This window comes from Comamonas koreensis (assembly GCF_021026195.1).
Taxonomy (GTDB): Bacteria; Pseudomonadota; Gammaproteobacteria; order Burkholderiales; family Burkholderiaceae_C; genus Comamonas; species Comamonas koreensis.
In genome coordinates, this window is record NZ_JAJNCT010000010.1 from 193,241 (window position 1) to 210,912 (window position 17,672).

The window sequence follows — 17,672 nt, forward strand, 5'->3', positions numbered from 1 at the left end:
ATGCAACAGCCTGCACCACCAACACCCTCCAACGCTGACGCCGCGCCGCTGCGCGGCTGGCAGCGCGCTGCCATCTGGCTGCTGGTGGCGGTGCTGCTGGCGTTGGTGTTCATGCTCTATACGCAACCGGAATTCATGGTGCGCATGGCTGACCATGTCTGGGCTTGCTTCTAGCGCATGACCCACACCCCCGCCCCCTCGCCCTGGATCACCCGCTTTGCGCCGCTGCTACCTGCCAGTGGCCAGGTGCTGGATCTGGCCTGCGGCCAGGGCCGGCATGCCCGCTACCTGCAGGCCCGGGGTTTGCGGGTAACGGGGGTGGACCGCGATGCGGCCGCGCTGCGTGCACTGCAATCCGATACGGCAGGTGAATGGCTGCTGGCCGATATCGAAAACGGCGTCTGGCCGCTGGAGGGCCGGGACTTCGATGCAGTCGTCGTCACCCACTACCTTTGGCGCCCGCTATGGCCGCGTATTCTTGCCAGTGTGGCGCCCGGCGGACTGCTGCTGTACGAGACCTTTGCCCAAGGCAATGAAGCCTATGGCAAACCCTCCCGACCCGACTTTTTGCTGCAGCCCGGCGAGCTGCTGCAAGTCTGCGCCGGCTGGTCGGTGATCGCCTATGAGACGGGGCTGCTGCGCAGCCCGGAGCGGGTGATACAGCGCATTGCGGCGCGCCGCCCGCAGGGCGGCAGCCCGCTGCCAGCGGCGCCGCTGCTCTGAAACCAGGGCCGCTTTGCATAACTTTGCGGCGTTCCAAAATCGGCCTGATCCCACGTAAACCCAATGGGCATGCGGTTTTCGCTTTGTCACACCTTGCACAAAGCCGGCCCAACTTCCTCCACATTTGGCTTTTATAGTTCAGTCATAGGCTCTGCGGAGAGGCGTAAACACACTCCAGTTTCTCTGTTTCACCCGCTTCTTTCTGTTCCACACCAGATCGCGGCCTGCCGCAGAGCCTCTTTTTATACAAGGAATGCCATGAGTTCTCAACCACTTCGCCATCGCCTGCTGTGCAGCACCGCCGTGACTGCAGCCCTCTGGATGGCCACCGCACAGGCCTATGCCGCCGCCCCCGCCAAGTCCGCACCGTCCAAGCAAGCCATTGAGGCCTGCCAAGGCAAGAAAGCTGGCGATAGCGTGCAGCTGCCCCTGGACAACGGAAAAACAGTCAAGGCCACCTGCCGCATCGAAGGCAAACAGCTGGTGGCCAAACGTGGCGCCTCCATCGGGCCTTGAGTGCCGCTGGTAGCGACCTGATCAAGCAACACTTTTACACACCCACGCACTGTGTAAGAGAATAGCCGGGCAGGCATTGCGCCTGCCCGTTTTTGCCGTTGCCTCCATCTTCTCCATTAGCCCCACCCGCCCTCAGTGACCAAGCCCCGCTTCCAGTTTTTTCGCTTTACCCGTCTGCAAACGCGGGTGCTGTTGGCAATGGTGCTGCTGCTGCTGGGTCTTCTGTTGGGGTTTTTTGGCTTCTCGTACTGGAGCCTGCAGCGTGGCCTGGGTGGCTATGTCGCGCAGATCGAGCTGGGGCGCCTGGAATACCTGGAGAGCCAGCTGCGACGCGAATACGCCAAGGACCCGCAATGGGCTGCACTGACGCCGGAGCGCTGGAATGCGTTGACGCGCTTTGGCAGCCAGGCGGCTATACCCGTCTCGCCCCCAGCGGATAGCGAAGCGCCGCGCCGCGCCACACTAGGGCCGGCAATCACCCAACAATTGCGGCCCATCGAACGCCATCCGTTGTCACAGCGCCTGGGCCTGCTCGACAACCAGGGCAAGCTGATTGCCGGCGTGCCCCCCATGCCAGGCAGCGCCAAAAACCCGCTGTTTGACAGCCAGCATATGCTGATCGGCACCCTGACCCTGAACCAGCCCCAGGATCTGAAAAACCAGATAGACAACGCCTTTTTGAAGGAGCATCTGGTGTTCCTGGGCATCACCGGCCTGCTGGGACTGCTGCTGGCCGGTGCGCTGTCCTGGTGGCTGAGCCGGCGCTGGATTCGCCCCATCGAGGCCCTGAGCGAAGGCGCCAAGGCCTTTGCCAGTGGCCAGCTGGACTACCGCATTGCGGTGGCCGGCCATGATGAGCTGGTAGAGCTGGCAGACCGCTACAACCACATGGCCGAGCAGCTGTCGGCTGCCCAGGCCCAACAGCATGAATGGCTGACCCAGGTGGCCCACGAGCTGCGCACGCCGCTGGCCGCAGTGCGGGCCGAGATCGAAGCCGTGCAAGACGGCATCCGCAGCTTTGACGCGCAGACGGCTGCGCGCCTGCACCGCCAGATTCTGCGCCTGACCCAGTTGGTCAGCGACATGCGCGCGACCATACCGACCGCCCTGGTGGTGCACGCGCCGGAAGCGGCGCCGGCTCTGCAACTGACCGCACACCTGCCTGCCACGGCACGTCCGCTGGACATGCGGGCCCTGACCATCGAGGCGGTCGAAGCCGTGCAGATCCGCTTTGGCCAGGCCGGCATTGGCCTGCCCTCGGCACAAGAGCTGCTGAGCGCACTGCCATCGGCATGGGTGCAAGGCAATGCCCAGCAGTTGCACCAGGTGCTGAGCAATATCCTGGAAAACAGCCTGCGCTACACCGATACGCCCGGCCGGGTCAGCATCAGCGCCAGCCTGCATGGGCCAGCGCCTGCGTCCGGCCAGCGCTGGCTGGAGCTGCACCTCGATGACAGCAGCCCCTCGGTGCCGCCCGCCGAACTGCCCCGTATTTTTGAACGTTTTTACCGCGTAGAGACCTCGCGCAGCCGCGCCAGCGGCGGCTCGGGCCTGGGGCTTGCGATCTGCAAAAGCATTGTGCAAGCCCATGGAGGACAATTGCAGGCCTCCATCTCGTCACTGGGCGGACTGCGCCTTACCCTGATCCTGCCCTTGATAGACCCTGTTGCATGAACACCGCCAAACCCCGCATTCTGTATGCCGAAGACGAGGCCGATATCGCCTCGGTCGTCATCGACTACCTGCACCACGCCGGCTATGAGGTCGAGCATTTCGCCGATGGCAGCCAGGCCATGGCGGCGCTGCGCGCCCGCGCGCCGCAGCTGGCCATTCTTGATCTGATGCTGCCCGGCACCGATGGCCTGAGCATTCTGCGCGAATGCCGCGCCCGCCAGATCTGCCCCGTCATCTGCCTGACCGCCAAGGTCGAAGAAGTGGATCGCCTGGTAGGCCTGGAGATGGGCGCCGATGACTACATCTGCAAGCCCTTTTCACCGCGTGAGCTGATTGCCCGCGTCAAGGTGATCCTGCGCCGCCATGCACCACCTGCTCCCGGTGCGGCAGCCAGCCAGGCCGCCAGCGACTGGCAGCTGGACGAGACCACCAGCCAGGCCAGCTGGCGCGGCCAGGATCTCGGCCTGACGCGGCGCGAGTTTGCGTTGCTGCACATCCTGCAGCGCCACCCCGGCAAGATCTACCCCCGCAGCCAGCTGCTGGACCTGGCCTATGCCGATGCGCTGGAGGTGAGCGACCGCGCCATCGACAGCCATATCAAGAACCTGCGCAAGAAGCTGCGCACGGTGATGGGCGATGATGCAGACTGCATCCGCTCCATCTATGGCGTCGGCTTTGCCTTTGAAGACTGAGCAAGCCGCCGGACACCGCGCTGCAGCGGACTGGGCAGCCTGAGCACCTGCCGAGGCGCCCCCATCAATCCCGCGTGCTAGGGCTCCAGAATGCCTGGCGTACGCCGGGCTTGGCCGCCAGCAGGTGCACCATGGCATCGAGCTCCTCGCCTTCTACCGACTGGGCTGCCAGGGTCGCTTCGATGACTACCTCGGCCTCGCCAAAAGGCTTGATATCGATGTCACCGGGCGGGTAGCCACCGCGCTCCAGCACATCCTGCAGCATGGCCAGCGCCAGCCGCTGGTGCAGGCGCTCGGCCACCACAAACACGGCATTGGTCATTTCGGTGGAAGCCACATCCAGCGGCTTGCGGTTGATGGCATTGACGAGCGGGCGCAGCAAGGTATTGGCCGCCAGCACCAGCACGGTGCCCAGGGCGGCCTGCACGATCAGGTCAGCGCCCGCTGCCGCGCCCACTGCGGCGGAGCCCCACAAGGTGGCGGCGGTGTTCAGACCGCGCACATTGCCCTCTTCGCGCATGATGACGCCAGCGCCCAGAAAGCCGATCCCCGAGACCACATAGGCCATCACGCGCACGGCCCCGTCAGGGCCGGCAATGGTGTTGGCACTGTCGACAAAGACGGCCGCGCCCACGGCCACCAGCACATTGGTGCGCAAGCCGGCGGTGCGCTGGCGGTACTGCCGCTCCAGGCCGATGACGGCGCCCAGCACAAAGGCGGTCACCAGGCTGATGGTCGTGTTGATCAGTGAGTTCAGGTGTGTGTAGTTCAGCGCTTCGAGCATGGCGCCCTCCTTAGCAGATGATTATTCTTTAATGGCGCTTATTGCCAGCCGTAGCGACGGATGTACCACTTTTTCATGACTTGCGTAAGACCCATGTAGGCCAGCAACACGGCCACCAGAAACACAAAGTACAGACCAGGCAGGGGCTCCAGCTTGAAATAAGGGGCTAGCGCGCCCATGGGCAGGTAGATGCCGATGGCGACAACCACCAGGGTCATCACACTCACCGGCCAGGCAGCGCGGCTCTGGATGAACGGGATGCGCATGGTGCGGATCATGTGCACGATCAGCGACTGGGTGAGCAGGCCCACGACAAACCAGCCGGACTGGAACAGCGCCTGGCGCTCCGGCGTGTTGGCGCCAAACACCTTCCACATCACAACAAAGGTGGTGATATCGAAGACCGAGCTGATGGGGCCGAAGAACAGCATGAAGCGGCCCACATCGGCGGGATTCCAGCGCTGGGGCTGGGTCAGCAGTTCAGGGTCTACATGGTCAAACGGAATCGCCGACTGCGAGAAGTCATACACCAGGTTCTGCACCAGCAGCTGCATCGGCAGCATGGGCAGAAAAGGAATGAAGGCACTGGCAATCAATACCGAGAACACATTGCCGAAGTTCGAGCTCGCCGTCATCTTGATGTACTTGAGCATGTTGGCAAAGGTGCGGCGCCCTTCCTGCACGCCCTGATCCAGCACCATCAGGCTCTTGTCCAGCAAGATGATGTCGGCCGCTTCCTTGGCCACATCGACGGCCGTGTCCACCGAGATGCCGATATCGGCCGTGCGCAGCGCGGCCGCATCGTTGATGCCGTCGCCCATGAAGCCCACCACATGGCCATTGGCCTTGAGCATGCGCACGATGCGCTCCTTGTGTGCAGGGCTCAGCTTGGCAAAGATATTGCCTTCTTCCACCACCTGGGCCAAGCGCTGGTCGTCCATCTGCTCGATATCGCCACCCAGCACGATGTGCTGCTCGGTGATGCCCACTTGCTGGCAGACCTTGGCGGTGACGGCGGCGTTGTCGCCGGTCAGCACCTTGGTCTGCACGCCATGGCGTGCGAGCGCCTGAATCGCGGGCGCAGCGCTCTCCTTGGGTGGGTCGACAAAGGCCAGAAAGCCGCAGAGCACCATGCCGGCCTCATCGGCCACCCCGAAGTTGCTCTGGCCAGACTCGGTATCCCGAGTCGCCACGGCTACCACGCGCAGCCCCTGGGCATTGAGCGCCTCGGCCGTTGCCACAATGCGCTGGCGCAAGCCTGTGTCGAGCGCCAGCACACCACCGGCGGCCTGCACCGAGCCGCTCACCTGCAGGATTTCCTCGACCGCGCCCTTGGTGATGATCTTGCCGGCGCCGCCACTGTCACTCACCACCACCGACATGCGCCGGCGCACAAAGTCAAACGGCACTTCATCGACCTTGGCATAGGCATCGACCAGCTGGGCGCGCTCGGCATGGGCGAGCACGGCCACATCGAGCAGGCTCTTGAGGCCGGTCTGGTAGTAGCTGTTCAGGTAGGCCATGTCCAGCACATGCTGCGAGACATCGCCCCAGGCATCGAGGTGGCGCTCGACCGAGATCCGGTCCTCGGTCAGGGTGCCCGTCTTGTCGGTGCACAGCACATCCATCGCGCCAAAGTTCTGGATGGCATCCAGGTGCTTGACGATCACTTGCTTGCGCGACAAAAACACCGCCCCCTTGGCGAGCGTGGCGGTCACGATCATCGGCAGCATCTCAGGCGTCAGGCCCACGGCCACCGACAGCGCGAACAGCAGCGCCTCGGTCCAGTCGCCCTTGGTCAGGCCATTGATCAGCAGCACCAGCGGCACCATCACCAGCATGAACCGGATCAGCACCCAGCTGACCTTGTTGACCCCCATCTGGAACGCGGTGGGGCTGCGGTCCATCGCCGAAACCTTGCCGGCCAGCGCGCCGAGGTAGCTCTGGTTGCCGGTGCTCAGCACTACCGCCAGACCCGCACCCGAAACCACATTGGTGCCCATGAACACCAGGTTGCGCAGCTCCACGGGGTTGTGCTGGGCATCGTCGGGCAGCTGGGCAAATTTCTCCACCGGCATGGATTCCCCGGTCATCGCCGACTGGGCCAGGAACAGGTCCTTGGCGGCCAGCAGGCGGCAGTCGGCGGGCACCATATCGCCAGCCGCCAGCTGGATGATGTCGCCTGGCACCAGCTCACGCACCGGCAGCTCGCGCATGGCCTGCAGTGCAGACAGGCGCGATGGCGGCGCATCCAGCTCTCGCCCCTCCTCATCCTGAGCGCTGCGGCGCAGCACGGCAGCAGTGTTGGAGACCATGGCCTGCAGGCCAGCAGCGGCCTTGTTGGCGCGGCCTTCCTGCCAAAAACGCAGGCCGGTCGCCAGCGCCACCATGCTGCCAATCACCACCGTGGCCTTGGTGTCGCCCGTCAGCCACGAGACGGCGGCCAGCACCGTCAGCAGCAGGTTGAAAGGCGTGCGAAAGCACAGCCACAGGTGCTCGGTGCGGGACATGGGCTTGTCCTGCGAGATGGTGTTCCAGCCCGCTTGCGCACGGGCTTGCTGCACCTGCGCATCGTCCAGGCCCTGGCGGCTGGTGTTCAGGCTTTCCAGCAATGCGGGTTCAGCAGCATGGGCGGCGTTGCGCAGCCGCTCACCCATGGCCTTGGAAATGCCGGCATCCACCGGCGTCTGGGCCAGTTGCTCAAACATGGGCAAGCGGCGGAAATGCACGCCCCAGTGGCGCGAACGCAGAAAGTTAACGAATCCATTTTTCAGCAGGTTCAACATGACCCATCTCCCCGCCATGGGCACGGCCCAGCCGCGCCGCATGGCATCTTCAATCCATACAGGCGTGCCCATGCGCGCCGCTGCCAGGCGGCCGCAAAGATGCACCTCAAACAGAAGAGAGGTCAGCGACTGAAAGGGTCCAGTGCCGCCGAAGCCGAGCAGCACTGCACGGCATCCTTGCCCATGGGGGCGCGGCGGCGCAGCATGGTCGCAAGCTGGCGCTGCATGCAGCGGGGCGCGCCCAAGCCGCAGCATGGCGTGATGGCCCATGGCACAGCCCTGCGTCGCGGTGCGCGCAAGGAGGCCAGCGAAGACATACGCAGTGGCATGAAAAGCTCCCACACCCGGTGTGATGGCGCGCAGCAAAGGCGCTCGCCACTGGGCAAGACTGGAAGATCAAAATGGGATGCAGTAAGGGCGCAGGTCTGTCTGACAGAAACTACGGCACCTCACAGCTGCCCGCCTGGTTCGGCAAGGCAGCGCGCAAAGCTGGGGCGTTTGCGATTACCTTGCCTGTGGTCGGTTGGCCGCTGGCCAACAACTCGGTAAGTCCACAGGGTTACTCCTGATAAAAAAGCTGGCCGCATTGTAGATCAAGGCCTCAAAAACCACCAGTGGTTGAGAAGGCACAACGGGCTCTTTACCTGCGCTTTTCAGAAAGCTCAGTCCAGCACCAGCCGGCGCTGCTGCACCAGCTGCTGGATCTGGGCGCGCGTATCGCTGATCAGCGCTGCAAATTGCTGCGGGCTGCCGCCCATCGGCACCACACCGAGCTGCTCCAGACGCGCCTGCACCGCAGGTTGCTGCAGCGCTTGGCGGGCTGCGTGGTGGAGGGTGTCGATGACCGCTGGCGGCGTGCCGGCCGGCGCCACCAGCCCAAACCAGGTGATGGCCAGGCGGTTGAGCGCCGGGTAGCCCGCCTCTGCCAACGTAGGCACCTGCGGCAGCGCCGGCAGCCGCTGGGGTGCGGCCACCGCAAAGGGCACTAGGCGCCCCGACTGCACCAGGCTGCTGGATGACGGGTACTGGTCACTCAGCACCTGGGTCTCGCCCGACAGCGCACTGTTGACCACCGGGCCTTGGCCTTTGTACGGAATATGGCGCAGGCGCACGCCCAGCGCCTCATTCATCGCCTCGGCAATCAGGTGACCGATGGAGCCCACGCCGGCCGATCCGATCGTGTAGTGGTCGGGCTGGGCGCGCAAGATCGCAACCAGGCTCTGCAGATCGGCTGCCCCCAGGCTGGGGTGGGTGGAGAATACCGATGGAATCTGCGCCAACGCGATGACCGGTGCCAGCGCTTCGGGCGGGTCGCGGCGCAGCGACTTCAGCATCACCGCATTGACAGCCAAGGTGCTGATCGTTCCCACGCCGATGGTGTAGCCATCAGGCCGCGCACGGGCTACCGCCTCGGCCCCGATGAGACCTGCGGCACCTGCCTTGTTCTCCACCACCACCGGCTGGCCCAGCGGCTCGCGCATCGCATCGGCAACCAGGCGGGCCACAATGTCGGTCGAGCCCCCCGGTGCAAAGGGCACCACCAGCTTGATGGGCTGGCTCGGATACGGACGCCGCTCTTGTGCCTGCGCCTGCGCATGGCCAGCCCATGCCAGGCCCAGGCAGACCAGCGCGGGCAACAGCGCAAACGGGCGCAGGAAGGGGAAGCGGGAGATCATGGCAGGCGGGCACTAAAAAGCAGAGACGAGAATTATCCTCCCGAGCGGAAAACGGCACTAAGCAGCACAGCTGACCTGTACGCCCTGCCCCGCCTCCTGCAGCCCCTGCCTCTGGGCATAGTCCATACCCCAATCGCGCATCGCAATCAGCACCGGCTCCAGGCTGCGCCCCAGCTCAGTCAGTGCGTAGTCCACGCGCGGGGGCACCTCGGCATAGACGGTGCGCGCAACAATGCCGGCCTCTTCCAGCTCGCGCAGCTGCAAGGTCAGCATGCGCTGGGTGACGTTCGGAATGGCGCGCGCCAACGCACTGAAACGCTTGGTGCCATGGAGCAGATGGAAAAGCACAATGGGCTTCCAGGTGCCGCCCATGACGGACAAGGTGACCTCCACTGCGCAGCCGCTTTTGCTGTTCAAACGCTTCATACCCCTTGCTCCCTGGAAAACGACAAACGCCCCATCCTAGTGCCAAGCCAATATCCATGCATTGCTTACATTTTTAATACTAGACCACAAATATGTCGGTTCTAGCGTTCCACACCCAGCGCTTGCATGATGGCCGGGTGGCTGCAGCCTGCAGCCTCTGTGATGCCAACCAAGGAAAGACACACGCCATGAAAGCCATTCAACTTGCCGCTCCCGGTGGCCTGGACCGCCTGCAACTGGTGGACTTGCCAGCGCCCGCAGCACCAGGCGCTGGAGAGATCCAGGTGCGCCTGCACGCCAGCTCGCTCAACTACCACGACCTGGCCATTGCTGCCGGCCGCTCGGCCACGGCCGATGGCCGCGTCCCGATGGCCGATGGCGCCGGTGTGGTGACAGCCGTGGGGGAAGGCGTGACCGAGTTCGCCGTGGGTGACGCCGTCGTTTCCTGCTTTTTCCCGCTGTGGCTATCGGGCAAGCAAGTGCCCTCCACCTTTGCCACGGTGCCTGGCGATGGCATCGATGGCTTTGCGCGCGAGCAGGTCACGATGGCGGCCACGGCTTTTACCCATGCACCCAAGGGCTATACGCATGAAGAAGCCGCTACCCTGACCACGGCGGGCCTGACCGCCTGGCGCGCCCTGGTCGTCGATGGCCGCATCGAAGCGGGGCAAACCGTGCTGGTGCTGGGCACCGGCGGCGTCTCCATCTTTGCGTTGCAACTGGCCCATGCGATGGGCGCCAAGGTGATTGCGACCACGTCCAGCGCTGCCAAGGCCGAGCGCCTGCGCGCCCTGGGTGCCGACACGGTCATCAACTACCGCGACCAGCCCGAATGGGGCGACGCGGTGCTGCAAGCCACCGGCAGCCGTGGTGCCGACATCGTCGTGGAAGTCGGCGGCCCAGGCACCTTGCCGCAGTCCATCCGCGCCTGTGCGCCCGGGGGCCATATCGCCCTGATCGGTGTGCTGACCGGCTTTGCCGGCGATGTACCGACGGTGGAGCTGATGCGCAAACAGCAAACGCTCAAAGGCCTGATCGTTGGCAGCCGCGAGCAGCAGCAAGACCTGGTGCGCGCGCTCGACCAGCTGCCACTGCGCCCGGTGATCGACAGCAGCTACCCGCTGGAGAAAATCGCCGATGCCTTTGCGCACCAGATCAGCGCGCAGCACTTTGGCAAGATCTGCCTGAGCTGGTAAGTGGCCACGGCAGGGCAAGCGCTCTGCCGTCTGCGCTACCGCGATGAAAAAACCGCCCCGGGCTTGCGCCTGGGGCGGTTGTGCATTGGGCGAGAGACGGTCAGTCCAGCAGCGAGATATCGCGCACCGCACCCTTGTCGGCCGAGGTCACCAGCTTGGCATAGGCCTTCAGCGCGGTGGACACCTTGCGCGGACGGGGCTTGGCAGGCTTCCAGCCCAGCGCATTTTGTGCTTCGCGGCGCTTGGCAAATTCCTCGTCGCTGACCAGCGCATTGATGGTGCGGTTAGGGATGTCAATCAGGATGCGGTCGCCGTTCTGCACCAGGCCAATCGCGCCGCCAGCGGCCGCCTCTGGCGAGCAGTGGCCGATGGACAGGCCCGAGGTACCGCCCGAGAAGCGGCCATCGGTCAGCAGCGCGCAGGACTTGCCCAGGCCCTTGGACTTGATGTAGCTGGTCGGGTAGAGCATTTCCTGCATGCCGGGGCCGCCCTTGGGGCCTTCGTAACGCACGATCACGACATCACCGGCCTTGACCTTGTCGCTCAGGATGTTTTCCACGGCCTCGTCCTGCGACTCCACCACATGGGCCGAGCCTTCGAACACCAGGATCGAGTCGTCAACACCAGCGGTCTTGACCACGCAGCCGTCCAGCGCGATGTTGCCGCGCAGCACCGCCAGGCCACCTTCCTTGGAGAAGGCATGGTCGTAGGAGCGGATGCAGCCTTCGGCGCGGTCCAGGTCCAGGCTGGGCCAGCGTGTGCTTTGGCTGAAGGCCACCTGGGTGGGGATGCCGGCAGGGCCTGCCATGTAGAAGGTGCGCACGGCCTCATCCTGCGTGCGCACGATATCCCACTGGTCCAGCGCGTCCTTCATGGTCTTGGCATGCACGGTGGGCACATCGGTGTGCAGCTTGCCGGCGCGGTCCAGCTCACCGAGGATGGCCATGATGCCGCCGGCGCGGTGCACATCTTCGATATGGTACTTGTTGGTATTGGGGGCCACCTTGCACAGCTGGGGCACGGTGCGCGACATGCGGTCGATGTCGGTCATCGTGAAATCGATGTCCGCCTCTTGCGCAATCGCCAGCAAGTGCAGGATGGTGTTGGTCGATCCGCCCATCGCGATGTCCAGGGTCATCGCGTTCTCGAAGGCCTTGAGGCCCACGGCGCGTGGCAGCAGGGTGGCTTCGTCCTGCTCGTAGTAGCGCTTGGCCAGCTCCACGATCAGGCGGCCTGCGCGTTTGAACAGCTGCTCGCGGTCCGAGTGGGTAGCCACCACGGTGCCATTGCCTGGCAGGGCCAGGCCCAGCGCCTCGGCCAGGCAGTTCATCGAGTTGGCGGTGAACATGCCCGAGCAGGAGCCGCAGGTCGGGCAAGCCGAGCGCTCGACTTCGGCCACATCGGCATCGCTGACATTGCTGTCAGCGGCCATCACCATCGCATCGACCAGGTCGAGCTTCTTGATCTGGATGGTCTTGCTGCCATCGGCAGCAGGCACGGCCAGTCGCACCTTGCCCGCTTCCATCGGGCCGCCCGAGACAAACACCACAGGGATATTGAGGCGCATCGCGGCCATCAGCATGCCGGGGGTGATCTTGTCGCAGTTGGAAATGCAGACCATGGCATCGGCGCAGTGCGCGTTGACCATGTATTCGACCGAATCGGCAATCACTTCCCGGCTGGGCAGCGAATACAGCATGCCATCGTGGCCCATCGCAATGCCGTCGTCGACCGCAATGGTGTTGAACTCCTTGGCAACACCGCCTGCAGCCTCGATCTCGCAGGCGACGAGCTGGCCCAGGTCCTTGAGGTGCACATGGCCTGGAACGAACTGGGTAAAGGAGTTCACCACCGCAATGATGGGCTTGGAGAAATCGTCGTCTTTCATGCCGGTGGCGCGCCACAAGGAGCGGGCACCAGCCATGTTGCGACCGGCGGTTGAGGTTTTGGAACGGTATGCGGGCATCGTGGTGTACGAATCAGTAAACAATAAGAATGCGGCCTGTCTTGCATAGTGCGGGCCTGGATATACGCCAGGGCCAGCGGGCAAGTTGGCGAGAACCTCTTGAGTGCACGCCGATGTGAGCGCTGATTATGGCGCAGCTGGGCAAATGACGGAGACACTCGGGTTCCAGCCAGTAAAGGCGGTAGGGGCAGCGGGTGGACGGAAAAAAACCGCCCCAGGCGGTTGCTGTGCGGCGGCGTTAGCGGCGCCTGCGGGCCGATTGGCCCAGCGCATCCCTGGACTTTTGCAGGCGGCGCTCCTTTTTCAGCACTTCCTTTTCCATTGCCTTGCGTTTGGTGTAGCCCGACCAGTCAGCCCAGGCCCACCACAGTGCCGCCAGACCAAAGGGCGCCAGCACGCTCACCCAGGACCAGGCCGCGACCGGGCCGATTTCCAGGTACTTCAACAACAGCAGAATGATCCCCAGGATCAGAAAATACATGGTCTCTCCCTCTTCTCGGTCGCTTGGCCACTTGGGTATCGGGCTCGTAAAGTGTTCTCGGTTGCGGAACATCCTGGCCGCCGCGCAGTCCAAAGAATCTGCGCTTGCAGCGAGCCATTAGAATTAATGTACCTCATGCGCTAAGGAGAAGACACGATGAACCGTATTCTGATTGCCACGGCACTGGCCTTGTCGGCCAGCGCACCTGCGTGGGCTGATCAGGCATTGGCCCAATCCAAGAACTGCATGGCTTGCCATTCGGTCGACAAGAAAGTGGTGGGCCCCGCATTCAAAGACATTGGCGCCAAGTTTGCAGGCCAGCCCGGTGCATCCAACATGCTGGCCCAGAAGATCATCAAGGGCAGTGCAGGCGTCTGGGGTCCTGTGCCCATGCCCGCCAACACCCAGGTCAGCGAAGCCGATGCCAAGAAGCTGGCCGACTGGGTACTGACCCTCAAGTAAGCCAACCATCGCATGCAGGTCGGGCCCCACAGGCCCATGCCAACAAAAAGCCACCTTGCAAGGTGGCTTTTTTGCGGCGTGCTGCAGCGGTTTAGAAGGTATTGCGCGGCGGTTCGACCTGGCGCATGCGGTCTTCAATCTGGCCCATATAGGCGGCATTGCTGTTGTCCGACTCCTGGGCGCGGGCGACCAGGTGGGCTTCCAGCTCTGCCAGGCGGGCCAGCAAAGCAGATTGGCCTGCGGCATGCTGGCTCTCCAGCACCTGGCGCAGCTCGGTAAAGCGCGATGCCTCTGCCTTGTCGGCCAGCTCGCGCTGGGCCGTCATCTCCTTGTTATGGCGCCGTGCCTCCAGCATGACCGAGCCTTGCAAGGAAAGCACATAGGCGATAAAGATCACGCAAAGCAAGATGGTGAGCGCCAGCATCAGCACGCCCAGCGGTGCATGTATGGTGGTCAGGCCCAGGTTGACTTCCGACGGGGTAGACAGCACCTCCCAGTTGAGGGCTGCCAGACCGCCGATGAGCACGGCGATGATGAGAAGAAGAATGCTGCGCATAGTGGAATTTGATGGCATGGATAGAACGCATAGACCATAGCACGGTCCATGCGCCATGGCTTGTCAGCCAATGCTGGCACTTTCTCACCGGTTTTTCAGCTTTAACAACAACTTGGCGTGCTGGCATGCGCCAGCGCGCCCTTTGTTGACATTTGCCGATCAGTGCGTATCGGACAGCTGATCCAGAATCGCCGGGTTTTCCAGCGTGGATGTGTCCTGCGTGATCGCCTCTCCCTTGGCAATCGAGCGCAGCAGGCGGCGCATGATCTTGCCCGAGCGCGTCTTGGGCAGGTTGTCGCCAAAACGGATGTCCTTGGGCTTGGCAATGGGGCCGATTTCCTTGGCCACCCAGTCGCGCAGCTCCTTGGCAATCTGCTTGGCTTCGTCGCCAGTGGGGCGCGAGCGCTTGAGCACGACAAAGGCGCAGATCGCCTCGCCGGTCATGTCGTCAGGCCGGCCCACCACGGCGGCCTCGGCCACCAGGTCGGTCTTGGCGACCAGTGCGGATTCGATCTCCATCGTGCCCATGCGGTGGCCCGAGACGTTGAGCACATCGTCAATGCGGCCAGTGATGCGGAAGTAGCCGGTCTTGGCATCGCGCACCGCGCCATCGCCCGCCAGGTAGATGCTGCCGCCCATTTCCTCGGGGAAATAGGCCTTCTTGAAGCGCTCGGGGTCGTTCCAGATCGTGCGGATCATCGACGGCCAGGGCTTGCTGATCACGAGAATACCGCCGGTGCCGTTGGGCAGTTCCTTGCCGGTCTCATCCACGATTTGGGCCATGATGCCGGGCAGCGGCAGGGTGCAGGAGCCAGGCACCAGCGGCGTGGCGCCAGGCAGCGGCGTGATCACATGGCCGCCGTTCTCCGTTTGCCAGAAGGTATCGACAATCGGGCAACGCTCGCCGCCGATGTTCCGGTAGTACCACATCCAGGCTTCGGGGTTGATGGGCTCGCCCACCGAACCCAGAATGCGCAAGCTGCCCAGGTTCCAGTTGCGCGGGTGCACCTTGTCGTCCGAGTCGGCCGCCTTGATCAGCGAGCGGATAGCTGTGGGCGCGGTGTAGAAGATGGAGACGCCATGGCGCTCGATCATCTGCCAGAAGCGGCCGGCATTGGGGAAGGTGGGCACGCCTTCGAAGACCACCTGGGTCGCGCCTGCGGCCAGCGGGCCATAGGCAATATAGGTGTGGCCGGTGATCCAGCCGATATCGGCCGTGCACCAGAACACATCGCTGGGCTGCAGGTCGAAGGTCCATTCCATCGTCATCTTGGCCCAGAGCACATAGCCGCCGCTGGCATGCTGCACGCCCTTGGGTTTGCCGGTGGAGCCGCTGGTGTACAGAATGAACAGCGGGTGTTCGGCATTCACCGGCACCGGCGCGCATTCCTTGCTCTGGCCGGCCAGTGCCTCGCCAAAGCTCACATCCCGGCCTTCGACCTTGTTCCAGGCTGTCGCCGTGCGTTCAAACACCAGCACTTTCTTGACGGTATCGCAGCCGCCCATGGCCAGCGCATCGTCCACAATCGCCTTCAGCGGCAGCTCCTTGCCGCCGCGCATCTGGTAGTTGGCGGTGATGATCAGCACCGCACCGGCATCGATGACGCGCTCATTGACCGCCTTGGCCGAGAAGCCGCCAAAGACCACCGAATGGGTCGCACCAATGCGCGCGCAGGCCTGCATCGCCACAATGCCTTCCACGGTCATTGGCATATAAATCAGTACCCGGTCGCCCTTTTGCACGCCCTGGGCCTTGAACGCATTGGCAAAGGCGCTGACCTTGTCCAGCAGCTCGCGGTACGTGATCTTGCTGACCTGGCCATCGTCGGCTTCAAAGATGATGGCCGTCTTGTTCTCCACCGGCGTGCCGATGTGCTTGTCCAGGCAGTTGGCGCTGACGTTCAGCTCGCCATCCTGGAACCACTTGAAGAACGGTGGCTGGCTCTGGTCCAGCACTTCGGTGAAAGGCTTGGTCCACTGCACATGCTCGCGGGCGCGCTTGGCCCAGAAGCCTTCAAAGTCGGACTCGGCCTCGGCGCACAGCGCCTGGTAGGCCTCCATGCTGCCGACGCGGGCCGTGGCAGACAGGCTGGCGGGTGGGGGAAAAACGCGGTTTTCGACCAGAACGGATTCAATCGTTCCTTGGGCTGGGGCTGTCATGGGTTGTCTCCTTTGCAAACATTGTAGGTATGAAAATCGCTGCTACTGTGGACCGGCGCACTTACATGCGTCTGACAGCAGCATCCGCACCTGCCTTCAGTCGGCCACGGATTCATAGCCAAATTCAACCGCCACATCGAGGTGACGAATTTTGGCAATCGCCATACGCAAGACGCAGGTGGCTGGCTACAATCCGCGTCGCTCTTTTGGCTGCATGTCTGCCATCGGTGAGCCAGCACGCAGGTAGACCGGCTGGTATCCGCATCACCCATGGGAGATCGAACAACGCATTCCAACGCACCGCAGCCCGGCAGCGTCTTCTCCACTTCCTCCTCCATCATGTCTCTGCCTCAAAATGCTCCTTTGCGCCCCTTGCCGGCGCTGATTTTTGCCAGCCGCTGGCTGCAACTGCCGCTCTACCTGGGGCTGATCGTTGCCCAGCTGGTGTATGTCTGGCATTTCCTGGTCGAGCTGCTGCACCTGGTTGAAGCTGCCTTTGGCAGCGACACCGCGCTGCGCATCCTCGTCACCTCGGTGGGCTATTCGCCCGATGTCCAGATCACAGCCCTCAACGAGACCATCATCATGCTGGTGGTGCTCGGCCTCATCGATGTGGTGATGATCTCCAACCTGCTGATCATGGTGATCGTCGGCGGCTACGAGACCTTTGTCAGCCGCATGCACCTCAACCGCCACCCCGACCAGCCCGAATGGCTGGGCCATGTGAATGCCTCGGTGCTTAAGGTCAAGCTGGGCCTGTCCATCATCGGCATCAGTTCCATTCACCTGCTCAAAACATTTATCAATGCGCCCAATTACAGCGAGAAGGTGCTGATGTGGCAGACCATCATCCATGTAGTGTTCCTGCTGTCGGCCCTGGCCATTGCCTGGACCGACCGCATCCTGCACCCCGCAGGCCCTGGCCACAAGGATAGCCATTGATCCAGCAGCCGCTGCGCGCAGCCCTCCAGCCCCGCCCCGGTGGGGCTTTTTCATGGGCATTGGGGCGATCAGGATTGGCGAAATATTCCTACACAGCAGCCCCATGGCTTCGGATATCGGTAGCCATTTACCCTTAAAAGACAGCATTCACAGCACAAGCAACGTGATCGGCACGCAATTGCCAGAATCAGGGTCTTTCACAGACAGATCTCGCATAAAATTGAAACTAAATGTGTTTTGCATCGTTGAAACCCCAACCGCTTGATCCGACCATATTTGGTTTTTTGTTGCTATTAAAAACGGAGCATCACAGAAATCAGATGCTGCAAATAGGCGCTTGGCAAGGCCCAATTCGCCCGGATGAAACCCGCTTTTTTTGACTTCTATATTTCCAATACGTATACTTAAGGAATGTTTTACAACCTGCAACGCAGGTAATCCGTGCCTTTCTGACAGGTGCGGATCGTCTCCGTCGGGTCTTTGGCGCCACGCCGAAGTCCGTCAACAGGCCGGAATATTCCCGGCCCTGATGCCCCGGCGTGGTGGCCTTTTTACAGTGTCCGCCGCGCTCGCGTGATTGAAACGATCGGGTTTCAATGCGCACGAGAGACCCTGTACCTGGCTCGACCCTG

At 63.0% G+C, this 17,672-nt stretch carries 16 protein-coding genes; 8 read left to right on the forward strand and 8 right to left on the reverse strand.

Features of this window, described 5'->3' with window-relative positions:
- From LPW39_RS11355 to LPW39_RS11375, 5 genes are all read left to right on the forward strand, one after another.
- Complete coding sequence (locus LPW39_RS11355) at window positions 1–174, forward strand: hypothetical protein (protein ID WP_230775504.1); 174 nt, start codon at window positions 1–3, stop codon at window positions 172–174.
- A gap of 3 nt (window positions 175–177) precedes the next feature.
- Window positions 178–723 (forward strand): class I SAM-dependent methyltransferase, encoded by a 546-nt coding sequence (locus LPW39_RS11360; protein WP_230774720.1) that lies wholly within the window; start codon window positions 178–180, stop codon window positions 721–723.
- A 258-nt stretch (window positions 724–981) separates the two neighbouring features.
- Window positions 982–1,239 (forward strand): hypothetical protein, encoded by a 258-nt coding sequence (locus LPW39_RS11365; protein WP_230774722.1) that lies wholly within the window; start codon window positions 982–984, stop codon window positions 1,237–1,239.
- Window positions 1,240–1,374: 135 nt separating this feature from the next.
- Window positions 1,375–2,913 (forward strand): ATP-binding protein, encoded by a 1,539-nt coding sequence (locus LPW39_RS11370; protein ID WP_230774724.1) that lies wholly within the window; start codon window positions 1,375–1,377, stop codon window positions 2,911–2,913.
- Window positions 2,910–3,605, forward strand: coding sequence for a response regulator (locus tag LPW39_RS11375; RefSeq protein ID WP_230774725.1), 696 nt, complete (start codon window positions 2,910–2,912; stop codon window positions 3,603–3,605). Before LPW39_RS11370 ends, LPW39_RS11375 begins: the two co-directional genes overlap by 4 nt.
- A 64-nt stretch (window positions 3,606–3,669) precedes the next feature.
- Here the strand turns inward: LPW39_RS11375 and LPW39_RS11380 are convergent, their stop codons facing one another.
- From LPW39_RS11380 to LPW39_RS11395, 4 genes are all read right to left on the reverse strand, one after another.
- The gene (locus tag LPW39_RS11380) at window positions 3,670–4,389 is read right to left on the reverse strand and encodes an MgtC/SapB family protein (RefSeq protein ID WP_230774727.1); all 720 of its coding nucleotides are present in this window, start codon (window positions 4,387–4,389) and stop codon (window positions 3,670–3,672) included.
- A 38-nt stretch (window positions 4,390–4,427) separates the two neighbouring features.
- A complete protein-coding gene (gene mgtA, locus LPW39_RS11385; RefSeq protein WP_230774728.1) occupies window positions 4,428–7,175 on the reverse strand; it encodes a magnesium-translocating P-type ATPase in 2,748 nt (915 codons plus the stop codon).
- 662 nt (window positions 7,176–7,837) lie between these two features.
- The gene (locus LPW39_RS11390) at window positions 7,838–8,851 is read right to left on the reverse strand and encodes a Bug family tripartite tricarboxylate transporter substrate binding protein (RefSeq protein WP_230774730.1); all 1,014 of its coding nucleotides are present in this window, start codon (window positions 8,849–8,851) and stop codon (window positions 7,838–7,840) included.
- Between the two features lie 57 nt (window positions 8,852–8,908).
- On the reverse strand, window positions 8,909–9,277 hold the full coding sequence (locus LPW39_RS11395; protein ID WP_230774732.1) for a winged helix-turn-helix transcriptional regulator: 369 nt from the start codon (window positions 9,275–9,277) through the stop codon (window positions 8,909–8,911).
- Between the two features lie 188 nt (window positions 9,278–9,465).
- Here LPW39_RS11395 and LPW39_RS11400 point away from each other — a divergent pair, with 188 nt between their 5' ends.
- Window positions 9,466–10,473, forward strand: coding sequence for a zinc-dependent alcohol dehydrogenase family protein (locus LPW39_RS11400; RefSeq protein ID WP_230774734.1), 1,008 nt, complete (start codon window positions 9,466–9,468; stop codon window positions 10,471–10,473).
- 100 nt (window positions 10,474–10,573) lie between these two features.
- On the opposite strand, the gene ilvD is transcribed toward LPW39_RS11400, so the two are convergent.
- Both ilvD and LPW39_RS11410 read right to left on the reverse strand, forming a co-directional pair.
- Window positions 10,574–12,439 (reverse strand): dihydroxy-acid dehydratase, encoded by a 1,866-nt coding sequence (gene ilvD, locus LPW39_RS11405; RefSeq protein WP_230774736.1) that lies wholly within the window; start codon window positions 12,437–12,439, stop codon window positions 10,574–10,576.
- 238 nt (window positions 12,440–12,677) lie between these two features.
- Window positions 12,678–12,920 (reverse strand): TIGR04438 family Trp-rich protein, encoded by a 243-nt coding sequence (locus tag LPW39_RS11410; protein ID WP_230774738.1) that lies wholly within the window; start codon window positions 12,918–12,920, stop codon window positions 12,678–12,680.
- Between the two features lie 156 nt (window positions 12,921–13,076).
- Between LPW39_RS11410 and LPW39_RS11415 the strand changes: the two genes are divergently transcribed.
- Entirely contained in the window at window positions 13,077–13,382 is a 306-nt protein-coding gene (locus tag LPW39_RS11415) for a c-type cytochrome (protein WP_021027702.1), read from the forward strand.
- A gap of 91 nt (window positions 13,383–13,473) precedes the next feature.
- On the opposite strand, the gene LPW39_RS11420 is transcribed toward LPW39_RS11415, so the two are convergent.
- Both LPW39_RS11420 and acs read right to left on the reverse strand, forming a co-directional pair.
- Complete coding sequence (locus tag LPW39_RS11420; RefSeq protein ID WP_230774740.1) at window positions 13,474–13,956, reverse strand: LapA family protein; 483 nt, start codon at window positions 13,954–13,956, stop codon at window positions 13,474–13,476.
- Window positions 13,957–14,097: 141 nt separating this feature from the next.
- Window positions 14,098–16,098, reverse strand: coding sequence for an acetate--CoA ligase (gene acs / locus LPW39_RS11425; protein ID WP_230774742.1), 2,001 nt, complete (start codon window positions 16,096–16,098; stop codon window positions 14,098–14,100).
- 339 nt (window positions 16,099–16,437) lie between these two features.
- Between acs and LPW39_RS11430 the strand changes: the two genes are divergently transcribed.
- The gene (locus LPW39_RS11430; protein WP_133857855.1) at window positions 16,438–17,040 is read left to right on the forward strand and encodes a TIGR00645 family protein; all 603 of its coding nucleotides are present in this window, start codon (window positions 16,438–16,440) and stop codon (window positions 17,038–17,040) included.
- Window positions 17,041–17,672 lie beyond the last annotated feature (632 nt).

Coding starts and splice junctions, on each gene's coding strand:
- LPW39_RS11415 (WP_021027702.1), top strand. CDS start 13,077: ATGAACCGTATTCTGATTGCCACGGCACTGGCCTTGTCGGCCAGCGCA.
- LPW39_RS11375 (WP_230774725.1), top strand. CDS start 2,910: ATGAACACCGCCAAACCCCGCATTCTGTATGCCGAAGACGAGGCCGAT.
- LPW39_RS11410 (WP_230774738.1), bottom strand. CDS start 12,920: ATGTATTTTCTGATCCTGGGGATCATTCTGCTGTTGTTGAAGTACCTG.
- mgtA (WP_230774728.1), bottom strand. CDS start 7,175: ATGTTGAACCTGCTGAAAAATGGATTCGTTAACTTTCTGCGTTCGCGC.
- LPW39_RS11395 (WP_230774732.1), bottom strand. CDS start 9,277: ATGAAGCGTTTGAACAGCAAAAGCGGCTGCGCAGTGGAGGTCACCTTG.
- LPW39_RS11365 (WP_230774722.1), top strand. CDS start 982: ATGAGTTCTCAACCACTTCGCCATCGCCTGCTGTGCAGCACCGCCGTG.
- LPW39_RS11400 (WP_230774734.1), top strand. CDS start 9,466: ATGAAAGCCATTCAACTTGCCGCTCCCGGTGGCCTGGACCGCCTGCAA.
- ilvD (WP_230774736.1), bottom strand. CDS start 12,439: ATGCCCGCATACCGTTCCAAAACCTCAACCGCCGGTCGCAACATGGCT.
- LPW39_RS11420 (WP_230774740.1), bottom strand. CDS start 13,956: ATGCCATCAAATTCCACTATGCGCAGCATTCTTCTTCTCATCATCGCC.
- LPW39_RS11430 (WP_133857855.1), top strand. CDS start 16,438: ATGTCTCTGCCTCAAAATGCTCCTTTGCGCCCCTTGCCGGCGCTGATT.
- LPW39_RS11380 (WP_230774727.1), bottom strand. CDS start 4,389: ATGCTCGAAGCGCTGAACTACACACACCTGAACTCACTGATCAACACG.
- LPW39_RS11355 (WP_230775504.1), top strand. CDS start 1: ATGCAACAGCCTGCACCACCAACACCCTCCAACGCTGACGCCGCGCCG.
- LPW39_RS11390 (WP_230774730.1), bottom strand. CDS start 8,851: ATGATCTCCCGCTTCCCCTTCCTGCGCCCGTTTGCGCTGTTGCCCGCG.
- acs (WP_230774742.1), bottom strand. CDS start 16,098: ATGACAGCCCCAGCCCAAGGAACGATTGAATCCGTTCTGGTCGAAAAC.
- LPW39_RS11360 (WP_230774720.1), top strand. CDS start 178: ATGACCCACACCCCCGCCCCCTCGCCCTGGATCACCCGCTTTGCGCCG.